Genomic DNA, 17,239 nt, shown 5'->3' with positions numbered 1-17,239 from the left:
TTTTCACTAAGTTGAATTGACAAAAGAAAGCCAAACCCCTACATTTAAAATAGATTATCCGGGACGGAGTGTACCAAATGCTTAAGAATAAACCTTTAACCTCCAGGCAGCTGCAGAGTATCCAGACCAAAAGCAACTTGTTCGAAAGTGCCGTTAAGCTGATGAAGCAGCACTCCCTGGAGGACATTACGATCGCTGAGATTTGCCGTGGTGCCGGTGTTTCCGTAGGTTCCTTCTACAACTACTTCTCCACCAAAAGTGACATTCTCGTGGAAATGTACGAGCAGGCTGACGGATTTTTTGACCAGAAATTCAGAGGACTTGAGCCTTCGGCTTCGATACAGAATGATATTGTGGACTATTTCAAAATCTATGCGGAATACAATCTGAATGTGGGCATCGCAACGATAAAGCAGCTGTACACCTGCAACAATAAGTTGTTCATCGCCAAGGGACGCTACATGCAGAATGTTCTGCAGGCGCTGCTGGAGAAAGGGCAAGCAAATAGACAGCTCATAGACAGTATGTCTGCTGAGGAAATGACGGAGTATCTATTCATCGCTGCACGCGGCGTCATCTACAATTGGTGTCTGCACGAAGGCGGCTACGATCTGGAGCGGAAAATGGAAGAATATATGGCCCGGCTGGTAGTAGTTTTGTTAAAAGTCCCTACTCTCCCCTGACCAATGAGCGGTAGGCTGCCGGTGTCAGCTGCTCGTGTTTTTTGAAGATTTTGATAAAATATCCGGCATCGCAAAAGCTGAGCTGATCACTGATCTGATTGATTGACAGCTCCGTCGTTTCCAGAAGCTTCTTGGCCCAACTCATTTTGAGCCGGGAGATATAGACTGAGAAGTTCTCTCCGCTCTCCCTGACGAATAACCGGCTGAAATAACTGGGACTGATATGGCAGAGCTGCGCCATCTTCTCCAGCGTGAAATTCTCGTGCTTATGGCTATAGATATAATCGAAGGCCGGTTGCAGGACTGGATTGGAGCAGCTTCCCATGGGAACGGCTGGAGTCGTTAATGATGGAACTCCGCTTCCGGTAAGTGCACCTGCACCGCTCTGCTCCTTATCCCCCGCTTGAACAGCTATATACCTCGAATCTGCCAGTGCCTTATTGGACATAATATGAGCTGATGGTGCAGCTTGGGTCTGCTGGTACAAATCCATAATTTCATTCTTCCGACTCGCTTCTTCAACAATATAATTGCACAGATGGGACAGCATCCCGGCAATAGACTCCACTTGTGCATATGGCATCACAGGCAGCTGTGCATATTCCTCTCTTAAGGCTGCGAATGTGCCAGTGCTCCCCGGCGTATCCGGACGGGATACAATTTGCTCCAGCCGCGAGTCATCGTTCCCGGCCAGCCTAACCTGCCCCGCCATCACAGCTCCAACATACTGATTGTCAACCGTTATGGGAATCGCTATATCCAGAATGTTGAAGTGGCATAAATACACATAAGGCTCGTTCAGCCGGACAGCCTCCAGTCCCCCGCGCGCATCACATTTCTGGCAGTAAGAGGATAGCTCCGCATCCTGTCGCACCGCCTGACAGAAGGATTGGCAGCGGCTGTGCCGGGAGACGGGTACCCCTTTATAATCCACTGTGATTATAGCCATTTGTGTGACAAGGGACAGGGAATCCTGAAGCGCATTCCATTTCTCGAGATCAATAATCGACTTTAGATCATATTTCGACTGCATCATCATCCGGTCCCCATCTCTGGCAGAATAACACCTGTTCTATTCTTGAATTATATCGAATCCTGCCGCCTTAGGACAAGATAATTATATTTTCATGGAAAATAACAAGAATTTACGATCTGAAAACGCTTAAACTCGCTAGTTTCCTTCCATGCATCTGTCACGGCCCCTGTCTATAATGTAGATATACGAAAGCGTACGCTTCCTAAGCCAGCTTTGTACAAAGCCTATTCAAGGAAGCGTTGCTCACAAAACTAAGCATAGGCTTCCGAGGCCAGTTTTGTATGAAATCTGGTCAAGGAAGCGATGCTCACAAAACTTTAGGAGGAACAAGTCATGAGAAAAGTGTTCATCAGCCCAACCAAATATATCCAGGGGGAAGACGAGCTGCTTAACCTGGGGTATTTTGTGAAAACCTTCGGAGACTCGGCCCTGCTGATTGCCCACCCGGACGATGTGCAGCGGGTCCAAGCCAAGCTGGATGCCACTAGCAGTAAGTTCGGGATCACTTTGATTACGGGCAATTTCCACGGAGAATGCTCCCGCCAGGAAGTTGCCAGGCTGCAGGCACTGGCCCGTGAACATGCTTGTGCCTGTACGATTGGCCTTGGCGGAGGCAAAGCAATTGATACGGCCAAATGCGTAGCCGAAGGCGATGCCTTAATCATCGTTCCCACCATTGCTGCAACTGACGCTCCAACCAGCCATTCTGCTGTCCTATACACACCGGAAGGCGCATTTGACGAATATGCATATTTCAAACAAAGCCCATCCGTAGTTATGATCGATACAACCATCATCGCGGAAGCCCCTACGAGGTTCCTGGTATCCGGAATGGGAGATGCTTTATCCACTTATTTTGAAGCCAGAGCTACTTCGCGGTCCTTCTCCAACGTGAATGCCGGGCTCCCCTGCGGTGTGCGCGAAGGCGTGAGTACAGAGGGCAAAGGAACCAAAGCCGCTCTTGCCCTGGCCCGGGTATGCTATGAAACTCTGCTGGAGGACGGCGTTCAGGCCAAGCTCGCTTGTGATCAGAATGTGGTTACGCCTGCACTGGAAAATATTATTGAGACCAACATCCTGTTGTCCGGTCTCGGCTTTGAGAGCAGCGGACTTGCAGCAGCGCATGCCATCCACAATGGTCTGACGGTGCTGGAAGGCAGCCATCATTATTACCATGGCGAGAAAGTAGCCTTCAGTACCCTGGCCCAGCTGGTGCTGGAGAATGCAGACAGCCGCGAAATCCAGGAAGTACTCGCTTTCTGCGTTTCGGTAGGTCTTCCTGTGTGCCTTGCAGACATCGGCGTTCAATCCATTACAAAAGAAGAACTGCTGGACGTCGCCCGCAAAGCCTGTATCCCGGAAGAATCGATCCATTCCATGCCATTCCCGGTCACACCGGAAGCGGTAGCTGCGGCGATTACGGTTGCCGATCAGCTGGGTCAGGCCTTCAAGAAAGGCAGGGTGTAGACGCGCATGAAAAAGATAATCAATCAGCCGGAAACCTTAGTCCGCGAAATGGGCAATGGGCTGGTAATGGCCCATCCAGAGCTGACTTTTGACAGCAAACACAAGGTCATTTCCAAAAAAGCGCTCAACAAACAGAAGGTTACCCTGATCAGCGGCGGAGGCAGCGGACATGAACCTGCCCATGCGGGCTTTGTGGGTCAAGGGATGCTGGACGCTGCAGTCTGTGGAGATGTATTTGCCTCCCCCTCCCAGATCCAGGTGTATCAAGCTATCCGCAATACCGCAGGCAGCAAGGGTACTCTCCTGATCATCAAAAATTACAGCGGCGATATGATGAACTTCCAGAATGCGGCGCAGCTTGCCATTGAAGACGGCATTCAGGTCGACTATGTGAAGGTGGAAGATGACATCGCGGTGGAGGATAGTCTGTATACCGTCGGCAGAAGAGGTGTGGCCGGAACCATTTTGGTGCACAAAGTCGCTGGTGCCGCGGCGGAGGCCGGCCTGTCCCTGGAGGAAGTGAAGCGGGCAGCCCAGCATGCAGCGGATAAGGTTCGCAGCATTGGCTTCGCTTTTACCTCCTGCACCGTTCCAGCCAAGGGAACACCTACCTTCCAGCTGGCGGAGGATGAAATGGAATATGGTGTCGGCATCCACGGTGAGCCGGGTATCCGTAAGGAAAAGGTGGTCAGTGCCGATGAGCTTGCCGGACGCATGATTTCCTCCCTACTGGCAAATCTGCAGCTTGAGGGTAAGACCGGTCAGGAAGTAGCTGTTCTTATCAATGGCTTCGGAGCCACGCCGCTGCAGGAATTGTATGTTCTGAACAATGCTGTCATCCGGGAGCTGTCCGAACGCGGCATTACGGTTCGGCGGACGCTCGTTGGCAGCTATATGACCAGTATCGATATGGCCGGTGCTTCAGTGACCCTGATGCATCTTGACGATGAGCTGAACCAATGGCTGGCCGCCCCCTGCGATACACCTGCCTTGAGAATCACCGGCCCCTCAGAACCTGTTTTGTATACCGATCCGCTGGAACAGCAGTCTGAGTCCAGAGAAGTAAGCTATACCAATGAAACAGATCCTGCGCACGCAGTCATCCAGAACGAAAGCCTGTCGCTGTATAACATCATCTATCTCATCGACCAGATGAGCCAAATTATCATCGAGAACGAAGTACCGTTCTGCGAGTTGGATGCCCATGCAGGAGACGGCGATTTCGGTATGAGTGTAGCCAAGGGCTTCAAGCAGCTGAAAAAGGAATGGCCTGATCTCCTGGAGAATCACTCCAAGGACATCGGCAGCTTCCTCAAGGCCTGTTCCTTGATTATTATGGAGCACTGCGGAGGCGCTTCCGGTCCGATCTGGGGCTCTGCGTTCCGTGCGGCAGGGAAAACTGCTGACAGCAAGACCTCCCTGTCCATTCATGAAGTGGCTGAACTGCTTGCCGCCTCTGTCAAGGGCATTCAGGATACCGGCAAGCGCTCCTTCGGCCGGGGAGCCGTAGTCGGCGACAAAACCCTGATTGATGCTCTGGTTCCCTGCGCTGAATCGTGGCAGAGCAGCGCCGGGCAGGGCGACACACTGCATGACGCTTTCACCAAGGCCGCCGAAGCCGCCGTTCAAGGCGCCAAAAGCACAGAGGCCATCGTGGCCCGGATGGGCAGAGCCGGCACCGTCGGCGAACGCAGCATTGGCTACCCGGATGCCGGAGCCTACGCACTCGGTGTAATCTTCACGGCGCTTGCAGAAAGCGTGAAATAAATTTCAGTTAACATTGTAAATAAACAGCGCGGCCGTCCACTTGGGACGGCCGCGCTGTTTATTTACTTATTTCATGAATGGACGCCGATTTGCAGGTTTTTTTTGGATACTCCGCTTTTGAATGCCGCTTCAGCAACGGCCACGCGGATTCTCTCCACCACCCGCGGGTCAAAGGCATCCGGGATAATATATTCCTCATGAAGATCCGCAGGATCAATAACCGAGGAAATCGCCTCAGCCGCCGCCAGCTTCATCTCGTCATTAATGTCTGTAGCTTCACAATCCAGTGCCCCTCTAAAAATACCGGGAAAGCACAGCACGTTATTAATCTGATTCGGGTAATCTGAACGGCCCGTCGCCATCACTCTTACATGCGGCGCAGCGATCGCGGGATCAATCTCCGGCATAGGATTCGCCATGGCGAACACGATGGGGTCCTTAGCCATGTTCAGCACATCTTCCAGCTTCAGCACATCCGGTGCAGAAACTCCGACAAAGACGTCCGCACCTTTGATTACATCCGACAGCTGGCCGCTCTCAAGGTTGGGATTCGTCAATTGGGCAAATTCGCTCCAATGTGTCCGGCTATAAGAAACCGTCCGGCTGATGGCACCTTCCCGGTCCACACCGATCAGGTTCACAGCCCCGGCTTGCAGCAGCATTTTGGAAACAGAGATGCCGGCTGCGCCTACGCCATTCACCACGATTTTGACATCCTTGATCTGCTTACCGCATACCTTCAGAGCGTTCAGCAGCCCGGCAAGCACAACGATGGCTGTACCGTGCTGATCATCATGAAATACCGGGATATCCAGTTCATTCCGCAGTCTCTTTTCGATTTCAAAACAACGGGGCGAGGAAATATCCTCCAGATTAATGCCTCCGAATGTAGGGGCGAGTGCTTTTACAATCGTAATAATTTCTTCCGTATCTTTCGAATCAAGGCAGATCGGTACAGCATCCACATTGGCGAACTGCTTGAACAGCGCCGCTTTGCCTTCCATAACGGGCATGGCCGCTCTCGGGCCTATATCTCCCAGACCGAGCACTGCGGTTCCATCGGATATCACGGCTACCGTGTTTTTCTTTGTCGTCAATTCATAAGCCTGAGCCTGATCCGCAGCAATCGCCTGACAAACCTTCGCTACACCTGGGGTATACACCTTGGACAAATCCTCTTTCGTCCGGATCGGATTCTTTAAGGTTGTTTCAAGTTTCCCTCCCTTGTGCAGGAACATGATTTCTTCCAATAATTCCACAATATCTCCCCCCATTAATCCACTGATTCTCCATCCCGTTATTGAGCCTCTGTATGTATACCTAATAGTTATCGGTAGTACCCACCAGATTCACAAGATAATCGTTCTAATCTATTGGAGTTTTGATAGCTTAACTTCTTCACTCTACATCGCTCGTTCATTCTTTTCGCTGAAGTACATCACACTCTTAACTTCTTTCGCTTTTTTTCGACAATAATAATGGCTATCAGCAATTCAAGTTAGACACATGCCCAAATAACCCCACGGGGTGGGGTTATGGCTTGGGATTCTTATAGAGCCAATTCAAGCGGCAGGTCGATCCAGGGTGACAGCTTTATTTTTTCATGCCAAACCGCCGGTACCTCATTACTTTTCTGTACATGGATTTATCCTTAAGCTGATTGAAGATATAGGGGTCCGGATTCATGTTCACTTCAATAATCCATGGCGTCAGGGACCGGTCCAGACCGACATCCACGCCGATTTGGCGGATACGGGGATAGGTTTTTTGCATATGAGCAGCCATCCGGGTACCCAGTCTATTCAGTTCCTCTGTCAGCAGCCCCAGCCGGTGCGAAGTCAGATGAGTGGAGAGCAGGGTTTCTATAGCCATTGGTTTGCCTCCGCTGTGGTAGTTCGTAACAATTTTCTGCGGATGCCCCAGTCTTCCAATGATTCCCGTGGCTTCCCAGACCCCCTTCGGGCTTAGCTGAACCATTACCCGGATATCGAAACGGCGCCGGTTATGCTTAAGCAGATGAATACCTTTTTGAATCAAATAGCTTCTCCCGCCTGTCTTCTTCGCCAGACTCTTGTGAAAGGCTTCAAAGGTGTCAAAGTGACGGACCTTCTCCTCATATTGGTACGTGAATCCTTTCTTTCCGCCCCGCTCAGCCCGAATGACCCCGATTCCATAGGTGCCCCGTTCCGGCTTCACATAGATCATTCCGTAGCTGTGAATCATCTGCTCCAGATTTCCTTTGTTGAATTTTCGGGTATCGGGGATAAAAGGTTTGATCGAAGCATTACGGAGCAGCAATTTGGTCTTAATCCATTTGCTTTGTACAGCGTTCACCGGTTTTGTCTTCACTCTTTCACTCTCCTGTCTGAGAGGGGTTTCGCCCTCGCTGAGTTACATAGTCACTGCATTGTATGCAGGATCAGCTCCGGCTGAATGAAGCAAATATCCCATTCAGAAAGATAAACTTTAAAGGGGTCTTTGCCCGGTCATGCAGTACGTATGAAGCATACATTAGTTCAGACGCCCTAAGTGTCAATACGTGCACGGAGATGAAGCTATGTCAGCAATTACAGGTTTAACGACCAGTGGTCCCGCGATTGATGTCCTTATCCCGGCCATTGAAAAGGATCTGGCGACCCTCCCCTATGTCATCGATAGTCTTCGCCGTTATGTACGGCATCCCATCAGCCATATCTACATTGTCTCGCCGAACAGCAGCAGAATCAGGAATCTGTGTGCACGCAAAGGCTGTATTTTTGTTAATGAAACCACCGTTCTACCCTTTACCAAAAAGGATATTCACTATTCCTCCTCCCGTTGGAACCGTTCCGGCTGGCTGTATCAGCAGCTGCTGAAGATGAACGGCGATCAGATCTGCCGGGAGAACTTTTTCCTGGTCATTGATGCCGACACGGTGCTAATCGGTCCCCACCGTTTCCGTTCCGGGGGCAAAAGCATCTTTTACTGCCGAAGCTGGAGCCAGCCGGAGTATTTCCGCACGTACCGGAAGCTGCTGGGCGTTGCCGCACCTTCTCCCAAATCCTTTGTCACCCATTACATGCTGTTTGAAAGGGCAAAGCTTGCGGGGTTAAAACGAAAAATCGAAGCCCGGCACGGGGTATCGTGGCATGCCGCCATTCTACGCAGTATCGACAGGAAGAAACAGTTCGGCTTCTCCGAATTTGAAACCTATGCCAATTATGTTTACAGCAGGGATAGCACCTCAGTCCTGCTCAAGAAGGCCAATAATAAATCTCTGTCAACATCTGCAGCCGCCCTGGGTACCGCGCGGCTTCAAAAACTGGCCCGCACCTACCGCTCGCTTTCCTTCCATCATCGAAAGGGTTATTCCATTCCAGCCAAGCGCTAAGGAGGCAGACAGCCTTGCATACCATTTTTTTATGCGGCGGTTCCGGACAGCGTCTATGGCCACTGTCCGGAAGCATCCGTTCCAAGATGTTCCTAGAGCTGCTTCCTGCTCCGGCTGGAGGTACGGAGTCCATGATCGGGCGGGTATGCCGCCAGCTCCACCAAGCCGGACTGGATCAATCGTCCTTATTCGTCACGCATAAGGATCAGCTGGGTCTGATGCAGCGGCATACCCGTGGTGAATATCCGGTGATTGGGGAGCCCTTTAAACGTGGTACATTCACGGCTGCCGCACTGGGGGCCCTCTATTTATATTCCTCAGGGACAGCTAAACCGGAAGACACCTTGTGCGTGGCTCCGGCGGATATGTATGCGGATGACGGATTCTTCCGGTTATTTCATCAATTTTCGGATGTTTTAGCTGAATCTAAGGCCGACCTTGTGTTGCTTGGGACAAGGCCCGCCCACCCCACAGACCAGTATGGCTATATTGTCCCGGGAAACGCCGCTGGCAAGCGGTATTCTCCGGTGATCTCTTTTGCAGAAAAACCGGATACCGCCAAGGCTGAAGAGCTGATCGGGAGAAACGCCTTATGGAACTGTGGTGTCTTTGCTTTTCCGTTACGTTTCATGCTCGCCCATTTGCAGCAGATGGGTCTGCCCGTGGAACTGGCTGCATTTACAGAACGGTATCCCGGATTCCCGGTCCGCAGCTTTGACAAGGAGATTGCTGAACGCAGCAACAAAGCCGTCGTACTGCGGCATGAAGGTGAATGGCTGGATCTGGGAAGCTGGGGATCGCTCACCGCCCAGCTTGCTGAGCCGGTTGTTGGAGCAGGCGGAATTTGGGGGGAATGCCGGAATACCCACATTGTTAACGAACTGGACATTCCGCTGCATGTAATCGGTTTATCCGGCGTAGTTGCTGTAAGTGGTCCGGAGGGGATCCTGCTTGCCCGAAAAGAGGACGCAAACGGGATAAAAGAAATCATCCAGGACGCTTCAGCAGAACCCAGATATGGCGAAACCAAATGGGGAAGCTATACTGTCCTCGACCGGACCCCAAGTCGTGCCGGCCTTATTCTTACGCTCAAATTATCCCTGCTGCCTGGCCAGACCCTGCCAGAACAGCTCTGCCATCATTCCAGCAAGAGCTGGATGATCTTGTCCGGAGACGGAGCCGTCATTCTGAACGGTTTGACCACTGAAGCACAGTCAGGCAGAATATTTACAATCTCCAGGGGAGACAGCCATGGAATCACAGCTGTTACCGCTATGAAGCTGATTGAGATACGGGCACTTGAAGAAGAGGATGATCAGCCGATCTACAGCTCATCAGTTCATTTATAACATTAAATCTTACTTTATTGTGGCGATGATCCACCATTTGAATCCAGCACTTCCTCCATCTTCTTTAACTTTCTGTAGATAACCGAACGGTCCACACCCAGTTTTTTAGCCGCCTCGGTGCCGTTACCCTTACATGCTTTCAGTACTTGTCTGATGTAACGACCCTCTACAACTGCTGTGAAGTCTTTTAGATTCGAGAGGTTATGTTGATTTTTATCTATAAAGTGGTCGATTGAAAACCAATCTGCCACATTCTCCTCAGGCTGCGGGTTGAAATCTATAGGTTCCGTTACAACAAGTCTCTCCACATAATTTCTTAACTCTCTTGCATTTCCTTGCCAAGGCTGTACTAACATGTTCTGGAATTCTTCTGCACTTAACTTGAATTTTTTCCCGTACATTTGATTGAAGTTAGCGATAAAACTTGAGATTAATCCCACAAGGTCTAATTTCCGGTTGCGAAGCGGTGGAATATGAATCGGAATCACATTAATCCGGTAATACAGATCTTCCCGAAACAGGCCTTTTTTCACCAATGCCCATAAATCCCGGTTCGTCGCTGAGATGATTCGGCAATTGATGGGAATATTACTAATCCCGCCGACTCTTCTTACTTCATTGTTCTCTAGAACACGCAACAATTTGACTTGCATATCCAATGGCATTTCAGCAATTTCATCCAGAAAAAGAACCCCGTCATTGGCGATTTCGATCATGCCCTTTTTCTCTTCTGCCTGGCCTGCAAAAGCTCCCTTTTCATAACCAAATAATTCATACTCAAAAACAGCAGAAGGAATGGCCGCACAGTTAATGGCAATAAAGGGCCCTTTCCACTTTTCACTCTTCCGGTGGATATATTTCGCTATGACCTCTTTACCCGTTCCCGATTCACCATAAATTAACACCTTACTGTCGTAGGAGGCGATTTGATTGCAGACTTTAATAATTTGCTTCATGGCTAAGCTCTCAGCAATAATTCCTGTCGCTTTCCCCGCAGCAGCTTCTTCTAATTTCTTGCTGATTTGGGGGGCAGTAAGCGTGTCTGCTTCTAAATTTATATTTTCCTGCTTAAATTCATTGGAAGAGGTCACTACAAGCTGTACCTCCCCATCCTTGTCCAGAATAGGAATAGCTGTAGAAAATACATGAAACCCTCTGGCTGTATTCACATTCCGCGACACTTTTTGTTTCGTTTGAATGGCTTCCATCGTAATGGAAGGATTATAAAATCCTGCTTTCACCAAATCCTGAACATTGGCTTTGAGCAGTTCTTCCAGCGGAACCCCAATGGTCAATGCCGTAAATTCATTTGAAATTAATATATTTCCATTGGCATCAGTGACAAATAAAGTAGAGGGCAATTCCTGATTCATTTCGTCTACAGGACGTTTAGCTGTCTTTTTGTTTTTTTTAGTCAAAGTTATCAGTCCCATATCGTTATATTAAATGCTTACTCCATTATAAAATACCGCTTTCATATATGATACCGCTTAGAAAAAAAGCCGAGGGGTATCATCATGTACAGATACCGCTCAGCTTCTTTTATACAGAAATTAATTATGCGCCAATTACAGATATTTTACTCAGGTTCTGCAGAACGGCTTGAGCTTCTTCAAACATCGTGGTAATCATTTCTTCAACCGTTGTAATTTCATTACACATCCCGCAGATTTGCCCGGCCATTACTGAACCATGTTCAGTATCGCCCTCAAAAACGGCTTTTCGCAAAGATCCCAAGCTTAATTTCTCTAACTCTTCACGGGAAGCATTTTCGTTTTCAAGTTTAAGAAATTCCGCAATCATACTATTTTTAATGCTTCTTACAGGCCCGCCTAGACTGCGTCCAGTAACCGTTGTGCTGGTATCATCTGCTGCAATTACGGCTTGCTTGAAGTTCTCGTGGGTAGGGCATTCAACGGTAGCCAAGAAACGGGTACCCACTTGAACTCCCTGAGCTCCCAGAGCAAAGGCTGCTGCGACTCCACGGCCATCTGCAATCCCCCCGGCGCCGACAACCGGAATGGAAACCGCACTAACCACTTGAGGGAGCAGGGCCATCGTCGTTGTTTCACCTACATGTCCGCCAGCTTCAGTCCCCTCAGCTACAATTGCGTCCACCCCTAAGGCTTCCATCTTCTTAGCGATTTTTACAGATGGCACTACTGGAATAACGATAATTCCATTTTCTTTAAAGGTTTGCATGTATGGGGCAGGAGTGCCTGCGCCTGTGGTAACAATTTTCACGCCTTCTTCAATAATGACTTCAATCAGTTCCGGGATATTGTTCATCATTAACATCAAGTTAACAGCAAAGGGTTTGTCCGTACTGGCTTTGGCCTTGCGGATCTCATCACGAAGACGTTCCGCTGTAAATCCGCCTGAGCCGATGACGCCGAGTCCTCCCGCATTCGAAACAGCGCCCACTAGAGGAGAGACGGCAATTTGAGCCATACCTCCTTGGAATATTGGATATTTAATCCCTAATAATTTGGTAATAGACATGTTTGAAATCCTCCATTTTTTTAAATATGAACTTATTGAAGCGTACTATGCTGCTTTTGTTGACTCCTGTTTGGGCTGTTGTTTTTCCATTGCTTTGAAAACAAAGGTTAAGGCAAAACCAACCAAGGAGATCACCAAAGCGATGTAAAAAGCATTCGTGAACATTCCATCGTTCGCTGCTGCAACCTTATTGGCAATTCTCGGTCCGAAGAACGCAGCCCCTGAATACCCGATAAACGTTACACCATAGTTCACACCGTAGTATTTCATACCAAATTTCTCACCAACAATAGACGGGAAGATCCCCATCGTTCCTCCAAAGCATAGGCCAATTCCTACGATTGCTATTCCAAATCCGGCTACTGAGTTAGACAAAGCTATAGTCAACATCATGCCGGCAATGACCAGATAGATCATGAGCAGACATTTTACACGTCCGATTTTGTCTGACACGGCCCCCCAGAAGATACGGCCCATGCAGTTACTGAAAGCATATAAACTTACATACAGGGCTGCAGCTGCGGCTGAAAGACCAAACATTTTCTGGCCGATTACGGAAGCATTTGCGGTTACCATCATTCCTGACAATGCACCGATCAGGAATAGACAGGCGATTACATAAAATATCGGCTTCTTGATCATTTCGTACCATGGGATATTAACCCCGCCCTTAGAAGCTCCAGCAGTTGGAGGCGTCCAACCCTGAGGGATATAACCGACCGGGGTTGGTTTAACCAATAGACCCAGGCTTAAAATAAGAGCTAAAAAGGCAATACCGAGCGTAATGAGTGCAGACTGGACACCATTGCTGGAAATTAACGCATTAGCTATGGGAGCAATAACGATGGTTCCACCGCCATATCCCGCTGTTACAATCCCTGTAGCCAGCCCTCTTTTATCCGGGAATAGCTTAACTGTGTTACCAATGGTAGCAGAATACACAATCCCCTGGCCCACTCCGGTAATTACTCCATAGGTGATATACAGCATCCATGGTGCGGTTGCCAAACCGGATAGGATAAATCCAAGCCCAAACATGGCACCGCCAATGAATATGGCTCTTTTGGCTCCCCCTTTGTCCACCAATTTCCCGCCCAAAATCATTGGAATAGGAGCGATTGCTGCGTTAATGGTAAATGCCAACATAATATCCGGCATTGTAACATCGAATACTTTGGTTAAAGGCAATGCAAAGATACTAAAGGCGTACACTGCACCCACACAGATATTAATGATCACTGACGCGATCAGGATCCTCCACCGGTTCAACACTACGTTCATATCATCTTCCCTCTCTATTGTACATTTTAGTTTTTCCCGTTAATAATAGACTTCAGTTTTCCCCAATGTTCCTCGAACATGGCAGAGTCCATTTCTTTGAGGTCTGGTGAGATAACCGGTTCAAATTCCATTTGGTCTAAAATATGCTTTTGAAGGTCAATCCCTGGTGCGATTTCCGTTAACGTAACTTTTCCGTCCAGCAGTTCGAACACTGCCCGTTCGGTCACATATACAACCGGTTGTTGTACTTTCGCGGCATAGGAGCCACTGAACGTGATTTGCTGCACCTTTTTAATAAACTTCTTTGCTTTTCCTTCTTGAACGATTTGCAGTTTTCCATTCTCCACCTTGATCTCAAGACCACCCGCGGTAAATGTACCGGCAAAAACAAGTTTTTTGGCTGCCTGGGAAATGTTGATAAACCCACCGCAACCCGCTACACGAGTGCCAAACTTGCTCACATTCACATTGCCATATTCGTCGGTCTGAGCTAGGCCAAGCACGGATAAATCAATCCCGCCGCCATCATAAAAATCAAACTGCGCATCATGATCTACAATGGCCTCGGAGTTAAAGGCATGTCCGAAGTCCTTCAGACTGGCAGGCACACCGCCAATGGATCCAGCCTCTGTGGTAAGAATAAGCTGTTCGCTTACTCCCTCTTCCGCTGCTATTGTGGCAACATTAACCGGAATCCCAACACCAAGGTTCAAGATCGTGTTCGGTACAAGTTCAACTGCTGTCCGGCGGGAAATGATTTTACGCTCATCTAAAGGTATGGTATCTATGTTCTCAATAGGTACCTTTACATGACCGGAGAATGCCGGATTATAATAGGTGTTTTCAGTCTGGAAGTGATTTTCCGGTTTAGAAACCACAATATAATCCACTAAAATTCCTGGCACCTTAACATCTTTCGGATTCAGTGTGCCATTCTTGGCAACCGTCTCCACTTGAGCGATGACGATGCCTCCGGAGTTCCGCACAGCCTGGGCAATAGGAAGAACCTCCATATGAAGACCTTCCTTTTCAAGCGTTAAGTTCCCCTTTTCATCAGCCACGGTTCCGCGGATCAATCCAACCTGAATCGGAAAAGATTTATAGAATAGCCACTCTTCACCTTCGAGTTCAATGACCTTTACAATGTCTTCCTTTGTAGATGGAGACATTTTACCGCCCTCTACCCGGGGATCCACAAACGTCTCCATACCCACTTTTGTAATGACCCCCGGACGTTTACCTGCGATTTCACGGTACAACTGAGTGATTACGCCTTGGGGCAAATTGTATGCCTCACATTTGTCTTCTTCGATCAGTTTCGCCATGCCAGGGGAAGCGATTGCAATCCCGCCGATCCAGCGTTTAATTAACCCCTCATGACCCAGGTGGGTCATTCCCTTATCACGGCGGTTGCCTACTGCACTAGCGTGCATCACCGTCAAGTTCTTCGGATGTCCGGTTTGTAAGAACCGCTCTTCAATCGCAATACCCATTTCTTCTGCCCAACAGGATAATCCAAAACCGCTTGCTGCGACTGTACTTCCATCTTGAATCAGTTCTGCAGCTTTTGCGGCTGAAATTACTTTTGTCATTTCCCCACTCCCTCTTTCGTGAACATTTTCACATTCATAACAAAGTCAATAAATCCGTAGTATGCCTAAGGTCAAAAGTGATTGTGAAACATTTCACACCGTCATAGTATTACAGAAAATATATAGGGTCAAGGCTCCTAAACCCGCTTAAAATCCTTGCTTTTTTCTGTAGATAAATTGCGACTCCCCTTGTTGAAAGCAACCTTTTGAGGAGCATTCCCCCCCTAATCATATCTACCCCAGGCAGTATAGACAGGTAATATGAATCCCGCTTTTCCCGCTATCGCTTTCAGCAACAGTCGCAAATTTGCAACACCCGGACATCCTATAATGGGCAGAGATAAAAATAATTGGGAAAGTGATCCTTCACATTCAGTAAATCTTACAGATCCCGCCAGAATGAACACCGGTTATTTAATAAATCTAACAATAAAGAATAAAATATTTTTCTTATTCTGCTGATTTTGCATTTTCACAACAGCTGATCACACTACTAAATTACATTATTATCCATTTTTCCGTGGCTCACTACACAGGGGGGATCATCAAAAATAACGCTTGTAGTGTAAAAACACAAAGATATAATTGATTTAACGGCGCCGTAATAAACCGAATAGGAGTTTTACTCATGGAGTTATTTACAGTTAAATCAATTGGAAAAGTTTGCGTTGATAAAAAGGGAACTCAGAAAATGGTGTGATCGGGTTAGCCTATATGGATGCCGAGCATGGAACCCCCATTTTGGATATTAAGCCCTACACACCAAGTCTTGACCGGGTAGAAAATCCTTCTATGCCTCAGTGGTGTGCTAGCTGGCCAAAAAACGTGGAGACTTCAGGAGATTATGACTGGAGTAAAGTCTTTAACTTCTAGCTATAATAAGGTCTGGGCGATTTGATACTTACCTTTATGAATGCATTTCAGATACATCTCTCATAATGCAAAAAAACGGGGGCGTCCCAAAAGCCATGAATGGCTTCTTGGGACGCCCCTTGGTTTTGGAGTAGGATGCACATGGGAACTTGGTGAGGACACTCCGCGAACGGACTGTTGTTCCAATTGCAGTGCTCTCCAGATTTTTTTCATTCCCCTTAGCGGTGAAAATCCGGAGACCAAGGCGACCGCTGCCGCTTTTCCACAATCATTCCGTCCTCTGCTGAAGTATGATCAATATCAACACCCGCTTGGGGACCGAAACAGCTTCAGTAAGACAGACCCTCCCCCTACACAAGCTCGGTTCCTATCCCTTTTTCCCTTGCAATCTTTACGTAGTACACCGCTATAGCGATGTCGAAGACGGCCATACCCATCGGGCAGAAAAGAATCGGCTCATCTGCGGCAAATTCAGTCAGACTGCGGCGGCTGACGACATCGGTAATCGTTCGTGTGCCTTCACGAGTCAGCCCCTGCTCCAGATGGAGCCGCTCGATATCCGTATTCTCGCGGCACACTTCATCCCAATCGTCCACGATGATGGCCTTTACCGAAGTCAGCGCATCCGGCTTGTAATCACGCAGTGAAACATTCAGCAAAAGACTGCCTTTTTCAGGGGGAAGATCAATATACCGATGATTGGATACGGAACAAGTGATGAAGATATTGGAATGCCGGTAGACGTCCGCCCAAGTCCTTGCTACTTCCATCCTGTCCCTATATATAGGCGGGATTCCTGACAAATCTGCTCCCCTTATGTCAAAGATACGGATAGATTCGATCCGGTCCCCATACAATGCTGCAGCCATTTGAAAATGATACTGTCCAATCGGCCCCCAGCCGAGAATGCCGAGATGAATCCGGTCCAGCGGGCGTGCCTCCATAAAATAGCGCATCATCAGCCCGCTGATGGAGGCCGTCCTTACAATGCTGGGGATCGGCGAGTTGAGGATCGCTGAAGGTTCGCCCGTAGCGGGATTATTGATTACGATAATGCTATGCGCGCGGGGAAGACCCGCCTGGATATTATCCGGGAAGCTGGAGATCCACTTGATCCCTGCTGCATTCACCTCTCCTCCAGCGTACGCTGGCATGGCAATAATCCGGTTTCGGGGATTGTTATACCTTAGGTATGGCTTTACTGGCTGGGCGTAATCACCTGAATCCATAATGCGCACTGCAGACTCTACCGACTCCACAAGGGCCGGCCAATACAGGCCAACTTCCCGAAGATCCCGGTCGTTTAAGTACAGCATCCC

At 48.6% G+C, this 17,239-nt stretch carries 13 protein-coding genes; 5 read left to right on the top strand and 8 right to left on the bottom strand.

The genetic code is table 11. The features are described from left to right. The first annotated feature begins 77 nt into the window (after positions 1-77). On the top strand, positions 78-683 hold the full coding sequence (locus tag A3844_RS05635) for a TetR/AcrR family transcriptional regulator (RefSeq protein WP_074085163.1): 606 nt from the start codon (positions 78-80) through the stop codon (positions 681-683). Here A3844_RS05635 and A3844_RS05630 read toward each other — a convergent pair. Beyond that, positions 670-1,716 (bottom strand): PocR ligand-binding domain-containing protein, encoded by a 1,047-nt coding sequence (locus tag A3844_RS05630; protein ID WP_074106899.1) that lies wholly within the window; start codon positions 1,714-1,716, stop codon positions 670-672. The two genes, A3844_RS05635 and A3844_RS05630, sit on opposite strands and share 14 nt — an antisense overlap. A gap of 336 nt (positions 1,717-2,052) precedes the next feature. Here A3844_RS05630 and A3844_RS05625 point away from each other — a divergent pair, with 336 nt between their 5' ends. Together A3844_RS05625 and dhaK are read left to right on the top strand one after the other, a co-directional pair. Next, the gene (locus A3844_RS05625) at positions 2,053-3,186 is read left to right on the top strand and encodes a glycerol dehydrogenase (protein WP_074106849.1); all 1,134 of its coding nucleotides are present in this window, start codon (positions 2,053-2,055) and stop codon (positions 3,184-3,186) included. A gap of 6 nt (positions 3,187-3,192) precedes the next feature. Further along, positions 3,193-4,953, top strand: a complete 1,761-nt coding sequence (gene dhaK, locus A3844_RS05620; protein ID WP_074106848.1) for a dihydroxyacetone kinase subunit DhaK — start codon at positions 3,193-3,195, stop codon at positions 4,951-4,953. A gap of 71 nt (positions 4,954-5,024) precedes the next feature. On the opposite strand, the gene A3844_RS05615 is transcribed toward dhaK, so the two are convergent. Both A3844_RS05615 and A3844_RS05610 read right to left on the bottom strand, forming a co-directional pair. Next, positions 5,025-6,227: an NAD(P)-dependent malic enzyme gene (locus tag A3844_RS05615; RefSeq protein WP_244169700.1), complete on the bottom strand. Its 1,203-nt coding sequence runs from the start codon at positions 6,225-6,227 to the stop codon at positions 5,025-5,027. Between the two features lie 319 nt (positions 6,228-6,546). Continuing rightward, a complete protein-coding gene (locus A3844_RS05610; protein ID WP_074085160.1) occupies positions 6,547-7,302 on the bottom strand; it encodes a YheC/YheD family protein in 756 nt (251 codons plus the stop codon). Positions 7,303-7,510: 208 nt separating this feature from the next. On the opposite strand from A3844_RS05610, the gene A3844_RS05605 reads away from it, so the two are divergent. Both A3844_RS05605 and A3844_RS05600 read left to right on the top strand, forming a co-directional pair. Next, positions 7,511-8,323: a DUF6492 family protein gene (locus tag A3844_RS05605; RefSeq protein ID WP_074085159.1), complete on the top strand. Its 813-nt coding sequence runs from the start codon at positions 7,511-7,513 to the stop codon at positions 8,321-8,323. 14 nt (positions 8,324-8,337) lie between these two features. Then, entirely contained in the window at positions 8,338-9,672 is a 1,335-nt protein-coding gene (locus A3844_RS05600; protein ID WP_074106847.1) for a sugar phosphate nucleotidyltransferase, read from the top strand. Positions 9,673-9,686: 14 nt separating this feature from the next. On the opposite strand, the gene A3844_RS05595 is transcribed toward A3844_RS05600, so the two are convergent. From A3844_RS05595 to A3844_RS05570, 5 genes are all read right to left on the bottom strand, one after another. Beyond that, complete coding sequence (locus tag A3844_RS05595; protein ID WP_244169706.1) at positions 9,687-11,045, bottom strand: sigma-54 interaction domain-containing protein; 1,359 nt, start codon at positions 11,043-11,045, stop codon at positions 9,687-9,689. 184 nt (positions 11,046-11,229) lie between these two features. Continuing rightward, a complete protein-coding gene (locus A3844_RS05590; protein ID WP_074085156.1) occupies positions 11,230-12,174 on the bottom strand; it encodes a DUF561 domain-containing protein in 945 nt (314 codons plus the stop codon). Positions 12,175-12,219: 45 nt separating this feature from the next. After that, positions 12,220-13,455 carry an L-lactate MFS transporter gene (locus A3844_RS05585; protein WP_074100499.1) on the bottom strand — a complete coding sequence of 412 codons (1,236 nt, stop codon included), beginning with the start codon at positions 13,453-13,455 and terminating at the stop codon, positions 12,220-12,222. A gap of 26 nt (positions 13,456-13,481) precedes the next feature. Next, on the bottom strand, positions 13,482-15,047 hold the full coding sequence (locus tag A3844_RS05580) for an acyl CoA:acetate/3-ketoacid CoA transferase (RefSeq protein ID WP_074106846.1): 1,566 nt from the start codon (positions 15,045-15,047) through the stop codon (positions 13,482-13,484). A gap of 1,223 nt (positions 15,048-16,270) precedes the next feature. Further along, positions 16,271-17,236, bottom strand: coding sequence for a 2,3-diaminopropionate biosynthesis protein SbnB (locus tag A3844_RS05570; RefSeq protein WP_074106845.1), 966 nt, complete (start codon positions 17,234-17,236; stop codon positions 16,271-16,273). Positions 17,237-17,239 lie beyond the last annotated feature (3 nt).

Origin of the sequence: Paenibacillus helianthi (assembly GCF_001909055.1) — a bacterium.
Classification (GTDB): Bacteria; Bacillota; Bacilli; order Paenibacillales; family Paenibacillaceae; genus Paenibacillus_AQ; species Paenibacillus_AQ helianthi.
The sequence above is the reverse complement of the archived record's forward strand: the minus strand, read 5'-3'. Positions and strand labels throughout refer to the sequence as shown.

Bases quoted from the DNA above. Each gene is read 5' to 3' on its own strand.
- A3844_RS05635 (WP_074085163.1), top strand. From the start codon at position 78: ATGCTTAAGAATAAACCTTTAACCTCCAGGCAGCTGCAGAGTATCCAG.
- A3844_RS05630 (WP_074106899.1), bottom strand. From the start codon at position 1,716: ATGCAGTCGAAATATGATCTAAAGTCGATTATTGATCTCGAGAAATGG.
- A3844_RS05625 (WP_074106849.1), top strand. From the start codon at position 2,053: ATGAGAAAAGTGTTCATCAGCCCAACCAAATATATCCAGGGGGAAGAC.
- dhaK (WP_074106848.1), top strand. From the start codon at position 3,193: ATGAAAAAGATAATCAATCAGCCGGAAACCTTAGTCCGCGAAATGGGC.
- A3844_RS05615 (WP_244169700.1), bottom strand. From the start codon at position 6,227: ATGGGGGGAGATATTGTGGAATTATTGGAAGAAATCATGTTCCTGCAC.
- A3844_RS05605 (WP_074085159.1), top strand. From the start codon at position 7,511: ATGTCAGCAATTACAGGTTTAACGACCAGTGGTCCCGCGATTGATGTC.
- A3844_RS05595 (WP_244169706.1), bottom strand. From the start codon at position 11,045: ATGAATCAGGAATTGCCCTCTACTTTATTTGTCACTGATGCCAATGGA.
- A3844_RS05590 (WP_074085156.1), bottom strand. From the start codon at position 12,174: ATGTCTATTACCAAATTATTAGGGATTAAATATCCAATATTCCAAGGA.
- A3844_RS05585 (WP_074100499.1), bottom strand. From the start codon at position 13,455: ATGAACGTAGTGTTGAACCGGTGGAGGATCCTGATCGCGTCAGTGATC.
- A3844_RS05580 (WP_074106846.1), bottom strand. From the start codon at position 15,047: ATGACAAAAGTAATTTCAGCCGCAAAAGCTGCAGAACTGATTCAAGAT.
- A3844_RS05570 (WP_074106845.1), bottom strand. From the start codon at position 17,236: ATGCTGTACTTAAACGACCGGGATCTTCGGGAAGTTGGCCTGTATTGG.